Source organism: Nautilia sp. PV-1, assembly GCF_004006315.1.
In the GTDB taxonomy this organism is placed as follows: domain Bacteria; phylum Campylobacterota; class Campylobacteria; order Campylobacterales; family Nautiliaceae; genus Nautilia; species Nautilia profundicola_A.
This window is the reverse complement of the sequence record NZ_CP026530.1, coordinates 1698527-1710800: the sequence shown is the minus strand read 5'-3', so window position 1 is coordinate 1710800 and position 12274 is coordinate 1698527. Positions and strand designations below refer to the sequence as shown.

The 12274-nt window shown below is 28.6% G+C and carries 10 protein-coding genes and 5 tRNA genes; 2 read left to right on the top strand and 13 right to left on the bottom strand.

All coding sequences use genetic code 11. The annotated features are described in order from the left end of the window. Positions 1-63: 63 nt before the first annotated feature. The 7 genes from C3L23_RS09015 to C3L23_RS08990 all read right to left on the bottom strand — a co-directional run bounded on the left by C3L23_RS09015 (position 64) and on the right by C3L23_RS08990 (position 7516). Positions 64-1776, bottom strand: coding sequence for a DUF262 domain-containing protein (locus C3L23_RS09015; RefSeq protein ID WP_127681936.1), 1713 nt, complete (start codon positions 1774-1776; stop codon positions 64-66). Between the two features lie 173 nt (positions 1777-1949). Then, complete coding sequence (locus C3L23_RS09010) at positions 1950-3185, bottom strand: hypothetical protein (RefSeq protein WP_127681934.1); 1236 nt, start codon at positions 3183-3185, stop codon at positions 1950-1952. A gap of 42 nt (positions 3186-3227) precedes the next feature. After that, the gene (locus C3L23_RS09005; RefSeq protein WP_127681932.1) at positions 3228-4694 is read right to left on the bottom strand and encodes a DUF2779 domain-containing protein; all 1467 of its coding nucleotides are present in this window, start codon (positions 4692-4694) and stop codon (positions 3228-3230) included. Positions 4695-4709: 15 nt separating this feature from the next. Continuing rightward, a complete protein-coding gene (locus tag C3L23_RS09455) occupies positions 4710-5009 on the bottom strand; it encodes a hypothetical protein (RefSeq protein ID WP_145962128.1) in 300 nt (99 codons plus the stop codon). Then, positions 4966-5520: a metallophosphoesterase gene (locus C3L23_RS09000; protein ID WP_127681930.1), complete on the bottom strand. Its 555-nt coding sequence runs from the start codon at positions 5518-5520 to the stop codon at positions 4966-4968. The genes C3L23_RS09455 and C3L23_RS09000 overlap by 44 nt, the downstream gene beginning before the upstream one ends. Positions 5521-5529: 9 nt before the next feature. Continuing rightward, the gene (locus tag C3L23_RS08995) at positions 5530-5928 is read right to left on the bottom strand and encodes a hypothetical protein (protein WP_127681928.1); all 399 of its coding nucleotides are present in this window, start codon (positions 5926-5928) and stop codon (positions 5530-5532) included. Next, on the bottom strand, positions 5915-7516 hold the full coding sequence (locus C3L23_RS08990; RefSeq protein ID WP_127681926.1) for a type IV secretory system conjugative DNA transfer family protein: 1602 nt from the start codon (positions 7514-7516) through the stop codon (positions 5915-5917). Before C3L23_RS08990 ends, C3L23_RS08995 begins: the two co-directional genes overlap by 14 nt. On the opposite strand from C3L23_RS08990, the gene C3L23_RS08985 reads away from it, so the two are divergent. After that, positions 7464-8039, top strand: a complete 576-nt coding sequence (locus C3L23_RS08985) for a hypothetical protein (protein ID WP_168175739.1) — start codon at positions 7464-7466, stop codon at positions 8037-8039. The two genes, C3L23_RS08990 and C3L23_RS08985, sit on opposite strands and share 53 nt — an antisense overlap. Positions 8040-8165: 126 nt before the next feature. Further along, positions 8166-9029, top strand: coding sequence for a BspA family leucine-rich repeat surface protein (locus tag C3L23_RS08980; protein WP_168175738.1), 864 nt, complete (start codon positions 8166-8168; stop codon positions 9027-9029). Positions 9030-9231: 202 nt separating this feature from the next. Here the strand turns inward: C3L23_RS08980 and C3L23_RS08975 are convergent. The 6 genes from C3L23_RS08975 to C3L23_RS08950 form a co-directional block, all read right to left on the bottom strand. Next, positions 9232-9316: transfer RNA gene (locus C3L23_RS08975), tRNA-Leu, on the bottom strand. 11 nt (positions 9317-9327) lie between these two features. Further along, positions 9328-9404 (bottom strand) — tRNA-Arg (locus tag C3L23_RS08970). Between the two features lie 25 nt (positions 9405-9429). Then, positions 9430-9506: transfer RNA gene (locus C3L23_RS08965), tRNA-Arg, on the bottom strand. Between the two features lie 17 nt (positions 9507-9523). Further along, positions 9524-9600 (bottom strand) — tRNA-His (locus tag C3L23_RS08960). 44 nt (positions 9601-9644) lie between these two features. Continuing rightward, positions 9645-9722 (bottom strand) — tRNA-Pro (locus C3L23_RS08955). Positions 9723-9766: 44 nt separating this feature from the next. Next, positions 9767-12247 (bottom strand): EAL domain-containing protein, encoded by a 2481-nt coding sequence (locus tag C3L23_RS08950; RefSeq protein ID WP_127681920.1) that lies wholly within the window; start codon positions 12245-12247, stop codon positions 9767-9769. Between the last annotated feature and the right edge of the window lie 27 nt (positions 12248-12274).

Genomic DNA, 12274 nt, shown 5'->3' with positions numbered 1-12274 from the left:
CCTTTTTAGAGTAGGTAAAAATTATAACAAAAAAACTTTTTCATATTGTGTCGTATTTATTTTTTAAGATAGAACACTTTTCAATTTACTTTTTAATAAATTTTTTCTTTTTTCAAAAAACTCCAAAAAATTTTTTATATCTAATTCAATGTCCGGAATAAAATGTTCTTGTTTATATTTTTCTTTATCAGGTAAATTATTAAACCAATCTTTAAAGTTTTTATCATTTTTTTCCTGATTAATTGTTCCTTTTAAAAGTTGTAAATTTGGAATCAAGTCAATTTTTTCTTTTATTTCTTTGATTTGCTCTTCACTAATGCCTAAACCTTTAAAAATTTTCTTTTTATTTTTCAAACTTTTTGGAAAGATATGGTCTATATGAAATATATTTTTACTGAAATCTATATTTTCGTATATTAAAGACAATATTGTAAATGCAAAAGGTTTTCCATAAGAATAATTTAATAAGTATTCAATATCATCGTCGTCAAATTCAATACTTTTACTTATATTAATTTTTTTTACATTTTCATTAATTTCATTTATTGGAAAGTTATTTGATTGACTATTTCTTATAGCTTCTCTAATAACTTTCAAAACTTCATCAGACTGACCGCTGAAAACTCTTTTTAGTAAAGATTTAACTAACCATTCTCTGATTTGTTTTCTTTCATTTGTATATTTATCAGAATGTAAAAAACTTTTTTCATATTTTTTAAAATATAAATAATAAGCTATTGGGATAACAGCATTATTTGCACTTAATCTTTTTTCATCAAATCCTAACAGTTTAACCAACTCAACAGCTAATTGTAAATATTTCTCTATATTATCCCAATTATCCTCAATTTTTCTCATATTATCACTATTGAAATTTCTAAGTCTAAATTTAACATCAATATCACTTAACATTAAAGCTGATTTAAGTATAAAATCTTTATCAAAATTGAAACCAAATTCATTTAAATCTTTTCTTAACTCAATAATTTTTTCTCTTGCGTTATCTTTCCATTTAGAAGTAGCAATAGATAAAAGTAAATCTGAATAACTAAGTTTTGTTCCTCCACTATTTACCCTAACAAAAATATTCAAAACTTCATTTAAATCTTCATTTGTTTCTTCATAGTAGTTAATAACTTGTTCTTTATTTATAACATTCATTAATCTTAGTAAGTTTGTTTCTATTAATAAAAATTTTTCCATATCTTGAATTTCTAAACTATATTTAAATCTCATTAACTTTTCTTCATTATATTGTAAAATCTTTCCAACTTCAAACCATAAATATTCTGTTGTGTTATTTAATTTTTTAACTTCTTCTTCTGATAAAAATCTAAAGTCATATATTTTTTCTATATTTTCGGTATTATTTTTATGTAAAAGATTTAAATATAATTTTTTCTTTACATAATTTCTTTTATATCTTTCTTTTACTTCAAATTCTCCTAATAAACCTATATAAAGAGAAGTTAATCTTTGTTGTCCATCTAATACAGCAAAAATAGATTTATCTAGATTTAAATTAGCTTTTAAATTATGTGTTTTTTCTTTTTCACTATAAATTCTAATAAATTCATAAAATTCGCCTTTTTCTTGTGGATTGTCTATTTTCCAAAATAGAAATGTTCCTATTGGATAACCTCTCATTAGACTATCAAATAGATTTTCAATTTGTTCTGTGTCCCACACAAATTCTCTTTGAATAGCTGGAAGTAGAATATTTTTTTTATCTATATCAGAAATAATATCTTTTATAGTTCTACTAAAATAACTCATTTTTTCTCCTTTTACTCTTCTAACATCCTATCAATAATTTTACACCCCAATATTTAGATGATTTTTAAGCACAACGTGAGTGGCGTTAAAGTGTTTTTTCAGCCATTCGGCTTTGTTTGAATTTTGTCCGTTAAATCCGTTTATGTAAGCTATTTTCATTTTTTTTCACAAATTTAAATTACCCAATCTTCATCTTCTTCATCATCTTCACTTCCAAAACACTCTTCACAAAGCTCTTCAAACGTATCATACCCTTCATTTTGTGCAATCTCTTCTAAAACATCTTCGTCAAAAATTTCTTTGAGCTCATCACACGAATTTACAATACTCCAAGGAATTTGACTTTTCCAGTCATAATATGTTCTTATCGCTTCTTCCTTAAATCCATCATCCTCAAAAAGCTCTTTTAATTCTTCACTATTTCTTAAATAATAAGAAAACTGCCAGTATTCCCCATCTTCTAAAACAAAATAAAATTCACTCAAATTATTTACCATTTGTAATAAAACTGTATCTGCAAAAAACTTGACAGCTTCTGTTTCGTCATAAAAAAGCGTTAAATCAAAAACATTTCCTCTCGTTCTTTTACATTCAACATAAAACTCGGCGTTAAAATTCCAGTTTGTCATTAAAGTCAAAATAAAAAGATTAATATTTTCTAAATCACTATTTATTAATCTCTCAAAAATTCTGTTTTCATAAAATCTTTTCAAATCAAACTTTTTAAAAACATCCTCACTGCTTGGATAATTTTTTTGATTGTAAAAATCTTCAAATACCCAGTCAATTACATAAGGAATAAAAGTTTTATACAGTTCGTTTGAATCTGACATAAACGCTAAAGCTTTATCAATTTCAGCTTTTATTTTTTCATCAATTTTATTTTGAAAATTCTCTTTTAAAAAACTTTTTAATTTTTCATAATCCTCAGCGTTATTTAAAATATGGGTAAAATAAACCGTAAAATAATCTTCTTTTAAAAGACTTTCCCAAAGATTTTTATCATATACATTCTCTAAATTTTCTACCCAATTTTCAACAGGCTTTACAACTTCAAAAAGTTTCCAACTTGACGAACTATCAACATCAATGTTTGAAAAGTCAAGCTTAGGTATATCAAATTCACTCTTTACTTCATTTTTAAATTCGTCTCCAAAAAGCTCTTCAAAAAACTTAGCAGCCAAACTCCCGGGATTATTCCACTCTTTGCTTCTTTTTCTTTTAATTTCCCTTGCACACAACTTATCGATATTATCCAAAATATACGTTAAAAACTCTCTTTGGTTAATATTTTTACCTTTTAGTTTTGAATTTGGATTTCTGTTTGGTTCATACTCAGCTAAAAATCTCTCAACCTCCTCTCTTGAAATACAATTTTTTAGTTCATTTATATATTCATTCATTTTCATCCTCTCTCCTTTTCATCCCTTATTTTAACATAATGGTTTTAATCAATTTTTGCTAAATTCTTTTAATTTCCCCAAAATTTTAACCATCGCAAAAGTATCGAGTTTGCAATATTTAAGCAAATCATCTTTTATCTGTTTTTTAAGTTTTTCATCATCAATTAAATGAAGTTTTGCATAAGTATTCATTGCATCACCGCCGTTTTGGATAAGCCCTAAATTTTTGTAATTCAGAGATTCATCATCCGGAAAAAGTGCAGGTAAAACAGATTTAATAGAGAAGCTGCCGTTAAAATTGTAATGATATACTCCTAAATTTCTAAAAGGCTCAATCAAATCTTCAAATCTATCTATTAGACCAATGAGCTTCTTTTCATATTCAGGTGCAAATTTTGCAAGTCTTTTAATAACTCCTATTTCAAAACTTTTATTATATGCGAGTATTGTCCCATTTTCAGTTATGTCGTTTAACAGGTTTTTAACAAGTTCTATTCTCGGGTCTTGATTTTCATCCCCTAAAAACTCTTTATGCTCAAGTCTTCCGTCTTCATACAGTATATGTAAAGAATACTGAAACGGAATCTGTTCATAAGGTCTTTGCCTATCAAATCTCGGTATAGCTTCTTGAAACGTTTCAAAATCCAAAAAGTTTATTGGGAAAGATAGTTTATTTAAAAAGTTTTTAATTTTTTCTTTTTCAATATGAATGCTTTTTTCTTTGTAGGTTTTTACCTGTATTTGTTGAATGTTATTTAATGTGTTTTCATCTACATCTTCTAAATTAACTATTCCTTTATTGTAAAGTTTCATCTTTTTATCGAAACTCATTCTGTATAAATTAAAAACACTTATTTCAGGTACATTATTCCAGCAGTAATAAGTAAAATCGCATTCAAACGGGTTAAAGCAGTGAGAGCCTATTGAAATTTCAGGCTCTTTATTTAAAGAAAGAATTTTTTCTATTTCTTTTAAATTTTTCGGGATTTCGTTTTGTTTTTCCAATACTTTATCTGTAATATCTTCGATTTTAAAAAGTTTGTCAATTTCAAGCTCCCCGTTTCTTTCGTATTCATTATTTATATGAATAATAAACGCTTTTTTTAAATTAATTGCATTAGAGATGGCATACCATTGAATTGAGGCATCGTCAATATGATAATCTTTAACGCTTGTGGATGATTTAACTTCATACATATTCCACCCGTCACCATCTTTTACCAAAATATCCGCCATAGCAAATATCCCGTTTTCACTGAAAGTGGCTTCGTAAATAATTTTTTCTTTTTTAATTAGTTTTTTTGTCTTTTCTATCATTCCTTTGAAGTTATCAGGATTAAATTCAATTTCCACCCCTCCATCAAACAATTTTTTTGCCAAATCTCCAACCTCATATCCTCTCTCAAACAAAACTTTCTTATCTTCGGTAACTCTAATTTCAGGTCTTTTTTTATAAAGCCACAGGCTTTTTAGACACTGAAGGGCTCTGATGTATTGGGATTTTGAGAGTATCATTTTCATCCTTTATTATCAAATTTCAATATTTTCTAAAACAAATTTCTCATTTTCTTCCGGATATCCAAGAGGATTTGCTATTAAATCACAATTTTTGAATTTTTTATATGTTTTAGCGTGGATATGTCCGAAAATCCAAAGTTTCGGTTGAATTTTTTCAATTATTTCTTCTCCGTAATCCACATAAAAGTAATTATCACCTAAATCTGAATTATCAAAAATCTTTATCGGTGGAATATGCGTAACAATAACGTCGGCATAGTCTAAACTTTTAATTTTTTTCGTATTCTTTCTTATAAAGTTTGAAAGTGTCAAAATTATATTTAATTGGGTAAAAGTCATACGGTAACACTATTTTATAGCCGTCTATTCTGTCATAGATATACCTTGAATCATTCATATAATTAGTCCAATGTTTTAAAGACGATACGTTATACCAAAGCCCGCTACCCCAAAATGTAATTCCCTTATATGTAATCTTTTGTCCGTCTAAAAAGGTAACGTTTTTAATACTTTTAATCATTTCTTTAAATTCATTTAGTCTATGAAAAGAATTGTAGTTATATTTTTCCTTATATTGAGAAGAAAGTAAATACAAGTCGTGATTTCCCCAGGTAATGAAAATCTTTTCGTAAAATTGACTTAAAAGTTTAATTAAATACAGATTATCATCGTTATAATGTCCGATATCTCCTGCAATTACCAAAACTTCAAAATATTTATCCCTTTTGCTTTTTATTAATTTTTCTACAAAAGCCTCCGTTTTTACTCTGTTGAACCTTGCATAAAAATCCAAATGAATGTCGCTAATAATGTCAATAGTCATAAAATCTCCTTAATCCAAATCATTAAAAAATCTAAATTCATTCAAATTTTTATTTATTAATATATATCTGTCTGCAAAAAAACAGATAGCTATTTCGTTTTTTTGTAATTTTTCGTTTTCTTTTACAATACCAATAATTCCTTTTTTGAGCAAATATTTGAAATATTTTTTATAAAATTTACTTTTTTGCATATTTTTAACTTTTTCATTTCTGCTTTTATTATAAAAATAATTAAGCATCTTTAAAAAATCCCTTTTAGTTAATATCGGATAATCATTAAAAAAATAATCTTTTAATTCATTTAAAGCTAAAGCTACCGCTCTAGTGTCGAATCTTCCATCGTTTCTGTCCATCACTAGGGCAAAAGCTAAAAGAAGCTTTTGAGGGTTCGCTTTAATAATAGTCATAATCACCTCCTTTATATGATTCGTTTCTAAGATATTCTTCTATAGCACGGCTTTGATTTATTTCATCTTCAAGTTTTAAAATATCCGGGAAAAGTTTGGCTAAATCTTCTTTTTTGTATTTTTTAATAAAAAAGTCCATCTTGCCTATTGCCTGCAGGTTTTGGTCTTTGATTAAAAGTTTCGTATCGCTAAGTTTTGAATAAACTACGGGTATGGAATTGTGCGAAAAAGGCAGATTTTTGAGTTTCGTATGACTCATCTGATATTCTCTTTCAGCCAGGAACTTATCGAGTTTGTCAAACTCAAGAGGGTTTAATTTGTAATACTGCCCGTTATAGTAAGCGTGGTGTTTAGGAACTTCCATATCTTGGCCGTTTAGGTAGATTTTATGGGTTAAATTCGCAAGTAGCGCTTCGACTTTATCGGAATTTAGTTTTTCTTTAAGGTTTGCGATACTCTGCGTTGCTAAAACAACGTCAACTTTATATTCCCTTAATACGTCTAAAGGAAGCTCAAAATAATTATTAAGCACTTTTTGTGCTTCATCCATTATTATCGTTACGGGAGCGTCTTTGTAACTCATTTTAAACAAAATTATCTTATAAAACACTGCGCTGACTATTGCGTTTAGGACGTTTAAATCGAAATCGTTAAGTGAAAAAACTATAATTTTGCCTTTGCAAAGCTCTTTTAATATGTCTATTTCAGGAATATTGACACTCTCTTTTCTTAAAGAAGCAATAGGATTTACAAGCGTTGAGATTACGCTGAAAAGAACCGTTTTTTCGTTATCGTCAACCATCCTATCAAGCGAAAAGTCATCGGCGACTTTATCAAGGATTTTATAGTATCCCATTATCGTTTTTATGATGTTAAGTTCTTTTGAATAGTCCGCGCTTGAATTAAGTATTTTATTTACGGTGTTTTTGACATCTTTTTTAAACTCTTTTAAATTTTTGGCATCTGAAGCTATTTCTATTAAAGAATTAAACGAATAAGAATATCTGTAATTATTTACAAGTTCGTTCATATATTTAATAATAGCTAAAACGGACACACCTAACTGAATAGCGGATTCTTCCCAAAATTTGTCTTTTGCATCGTGTCCTAAAAGAGGACGGAGGATTTTATCTAAAGCCTCTACGGGGAGTCCCTCTATTATGTTAGTGAAACTTCCGTAATCTTTGCCAAGTTCTATTATATTTTGCAATTTTTGTTTTTTTTTAGCGAGAGCTTTTATCGTATAGTGGTAGTTTCCTTTAAAATCAAACACCAAAATCCCGTGATTTTTCTCCATCCTCTCAAGCATTATAGGAGTAATTACCGAAGCCGTTTTTCCACTTCCGGTCTCTCCTAAAATCAGACGATGTCTGAAATCTACGGGGATTTGTAATTTTTTATTCTCTCCGTTTGAATTTGATTCCGTATTAAATCCGATTGCCATTTTTAACTCCTTTTGAATTTTTTTGCAAGAGAAGTTTAAATTCAATTGTATGGTTGAAAAAAGAAAGTATTTTTTGATAAAATTAAAGATTATGAGAAGTTCAGCAAAGTTTTCAAAAGTTATAAATGCTTTGGCAAATTCCATACAAGCAAAAAATAATTCTACGGATTTACTATTTCACCTCCAAAAAGAATTTCCTGACCATAAAGATATAAAAAAATTATTCAGCAATGCGTTCGATAAAGAATTTTTAAAAGGTGTAAATGTTTTAAAAGAAGAAAAATCGGAAGTTGATAAAAGAAAAGTAGAATATAGATTAGATGAACTTCATAAACTTTATAAAAAATATGTAGGTTTGTGTAAAAAATATGCAGATATAAACTGTCAGAGAATAGTAGGCAATTTAATACTTCATACTTTTATTACATATTCTGCTCAAACTGAATATAACATATTGGAAAAAATAGAAAACGAATTAAAAAACACTCTCCTTCCTCAAAAAGAAAAAGACAGAGGGCTTATTGGATTCACATCTCCTGCTTTCCTTACAAAATCTCTTGAAGAGATACATTTTGAGCGTCAAATTAAAGATATAAAAGATTTAATAAATGTAGAAAAAATGATATTAGAAATTGATTTAGTTTTAAGTGTTATCAAGAGTATTTAATTTTTGGCAGTATTTGGAAGTTTGCCTCACTAACCTAGCTGCCTAGTTTTTAGAATGTTAGGGTTTGTTTTGGAAAGGTCTTATTTTTTATTAGAATTAATACCAACAATAAAAAAAGGATATAAAATGAATTTTAAATATTGTCCTAAGGATTTTAATGAATTAAGAGAATGTATTAAAAAAGAGATATTTGAGGTTCAAGGAACACCTGATAAACCAAACCGGGAAGCAGATTTAAATTGTATTGACACTTCTCTGATTAAAGAAATGCACTTTGTGTTTTTTAGTGTCAAGTTTAATGGAGATGTTAGCAGATGGAATGTTAAAAATGTAATTCGTTTTGAAAATATGTTTTGTGAAAGTAAATTTAATGGAGATATAGGAGGATGGAAAAATGATTACCTTGAAAAAACATTTAAAACAAATCCATGGTTCGCTAATTCACTAGTACCGTCATTTCCTCATAATTTTAGCACTTATGTTTTTTTTAAAAATAATAATCTTCCAGTTTATCATAATAAGTTTGTAGTTAAAGATGCTATATTACTCAAAATAGATGAAAAGAATATCTTAAAATTTAAAGAATTCGTAAAACTTCCTGCAAAGATTCAGACATTTGAGACTTTATCTATGGCTATTAAGTATAGTGATGACTTTAATTTTACATATAAAAAAATTGTGCAATCAATAGATTCTAAATATTTTACTAAAACAGAAGTTAATGATATTTATTTTTTACTTGGAAAAGTTAATGACTTAGATACAAAAGAATTAAAAAATTATAAAAACTCATTAAAAGCAATGATACAAAAAACTAAATCTATAAAATATGTGGCAAAAATTTTAGCATATAATGATTTTATGACTAAAGATATTGACATTTTGGATAAATATAAAAAAATTTTAGAAGTAAAAAATAATGAGGAAAAAGAAGTTTTAAAAGCTTTACTTTTTTCTGGAATTTTGAAAAGCAAAAAAGGTAGTTTATAGTTCTACTTATAATTTTTTTTAAGAAATATTATAGTCGTAACTATAAAAATAATTATTTTTAGGGTAGGTTTTTAAAAAATGTATTATGTAAAAAAGGATGATTTGCAATTACTTTTGTTCCAGGGTAGGTTTTGCGGGCAGGTTTTCAATAGTCAGAATTGCTTGAAATGCCCGAAAATACGTTAATTTGAGGTAGGTTTTATGGTGCGGGAGAGAGGACTCGAACCTCCACGCCTTGCGGCACTAGATCCTAAGTCTAGCGCGTCTGCCAGTTCCGCCACTCCCGCAGACTGAAAAGTGGTACGCCCTGCAGGACTCGAACCTGCGACCTACGGCTTAGAAGGCCGTTGCTCTATCCAGCTGAGCTAAGGGCGCTTATTTTGAGAGCTTTTTAGTTGTTTGGCGCGTCCGGTAGGACTCGAACCTACAACCTACGGATCCGAAGTCCGTTGCTCTATCCAATTGAGCTACGGACGCTCAATTAGATAGAACAATGGGGTGGATGACCGGACTCGAACCGGCGACCCCCAGGGCCACAACCTGGTGCTCTAACCACCTGAGCTACACCCACCACAAGTGGGAAGCTCAAAAGCTACTCACTTATAGTGGCTTAAATGGTCGGAGTGGAGGGACTCGAACCCCCGACCCCCTGGTCCCAAACCAGGTGCGCTAACCAAACTGCGCTACACTCCGTAAGCGTTTGTGGACTGAAATTATATGTAAAAAAAAATCTTTTGTCAAGAATTTTTGTGAGATTTTAAAAATTTTTGTAAATCCTCAAAAGGCATAGGTTTTGCGAAGTAATAACCCTGTAAATAATCGCACTTTAATTTTTGTAAAATTTTGACCTGATTTTCAGTTTCAACGCCTTCGGCTATAGTTTGTAAATTAAATCTGTGAGCAAAATTAATAATTGTTTCGACAATTGCAAGGTCTTTGTCTGATTTTTCAATATTTCTTATAAAAGACATATCAATCTTCAGATAATCGGTAGGTAAATCTTTTAAATAAGTAAGTGATGAATATCCTGTCCCGAAATCATCTATTGAAAGTTTAAAATTTTTTTCTTTAAAGAAATTAAAAATTTCTTTTGTATATTCAATGTTGCCGGCTATTTCTCTTTCTGTAAGCTCAATTATAACCGGAAGATCTGAAATGTTACTAAAGAGCTGTTTTATATGCATTTCATCTGTTAAGGATTTGCCTGATATATTAAATGAAAGTGGAATATTTATTTGTTTTAAATATTCCAAGTATCTAGGGAACATTATTTTTTCGATTTCTTTTATATATCCGCTGTTTTCTGCGAAATCTATAAAAACATCGGGGTAAACTATATGAGGACCATGTTTAATTCTTATTAATGTTTCAGCGCCGGCTGTTTTAAAAGTGCGGGCATTTACATACGGCTGAAAGTGATAAATAAATTTTTTATAAGTGATTGCTTCAATCAAAAGCTGTTTAATGCCTGAATATTCAAGAATCTTATCGCTAATATCGGGATTGAAAAATTCATAAGTAAAATCGCCTTTTTCTTTAGCTATTTCTAATGCAAGAAAAGCTTTTTCAATAAGTTCTGTGATGTTTTTTGAGTCTTTAGGATAAAAAGAAATACCCATATTTATTGAAATTCTTTTTCTAAATTCGTATAAATGTTGAACTTTGTAAATAATTTTTTGTATTATAGAATATAAATCATTTATTGATTTATATTGAATGAAAACTGCAAATTCATCTCCTCCGATTCTTCCGATAATATCATTTTCATAAAAAATTGTTTTTAAAAAATCGGCAAACCTTCTGAGTAAATAATCCCCGGCACTGTTGCCGTTTATTTGGTTAAATATTTTGAAATCTTTTAAGTCTATAATTACACAAGCGTATTTTTTATCTTCAGAAATAACATTGGAAATTAAATTTATAAATTCGTTTCTGTTAGGTAAATCTGTTAAGATATCTTTTTTTAGCTGATTTTGAAGTGTTTTTTCGTGTGTAATATCTATTGCTAAAGAAATATAATATTTTTTACCGTCAGGTGTAAAGATAGGTACTATTTTATCTTTTAAATAAAATAAATTGTGGTTTTTGTCTTTATTTATAAGTATTGTTTCTATGACTTCATTATTTTGCAGCTTTTCCCACAGCTTTTCATAAAAATCGTTTGAGTGGTATCCTGATTTAAATACTCTAGGGTTTTGTCCTAAAAGTTCTGTTAATTTGTATCCGGTAATTTCTTCAACGCTTTTGTTGGCATACAAAATATTAGCGTCTTCATCTGTAATTAACACCCAAGAATATGTTTTATCCAGGGCTTCTTGTAAAAGACGAAGATATGAAATGTTTTCGGTTTTTTTTATAGCAAATTCTATGTCCTGTTTGGCTTCTTCGAAAATAGAAATTGAAATATTGTCAAAATCATCTATATATTTAGAGCAGATACCTATAGAAGAATAAAGTTTGTTGTTTTTAAAAATAGGGAAGAAAAGTATGGATTTAAAGTTTCTTTTTAAAAGAGTGTCTAAAAGTTTTTTATTCGGAAATTCTATTTTTGTCAGGTCGTTAATAACCATAAATTTATTTTCAAGCATATATTTTGTAGCCATGCATTTGTCGGTATAAGCAGGATCTGCTTTAAAAATTGTTTTTAAGAAATTTAAAAACTCTTCGTCAAAATTTCCAATGCAGTATTTTGGTTCAAGTTCAGTGTTTGATGGATTCTTGATAGAGGCACAAGCGAATTCATATCCGCCTTTTGTATAAATTGCTTTTACGATATTCTGATATATTTCAGATTCTTTTTCTTTTGTAATTATTGTTTGGTTTATTTCTTTTAATATATCTATTAAAAATTCTTTTTTAAATTCGTCGGTGACGTCTATGCCTAAAACAAACCCGGCATAATCTCCGTCGTCTAATTTAATTGTTTGAGTGAAAAATTTCATCATCAGACGTTTGTTGTTTTTATTTAAAACTTCGAAAGGTTCATATGTCGCGGGGAACTCTTCGCCTTTTAACCTCCTGGCAACCACTTCTTTAATTTTTTCTCTTGTTTTTCCGGGAGGGAAGATACCTTCCGCAGGGAGTTCAAGGATCTCTTTTTGATTATATCCTAACAGTTCCTGAAGTTTTTTGTTTGCATAAATTATTTTTTCTTTGTATAACATTACTGCAACGTACGGCTGTTTATTAAAAATTTCAAGAATCTGTTGGAAGTTCATAATCACCTTTGATTTACAATTTTACAA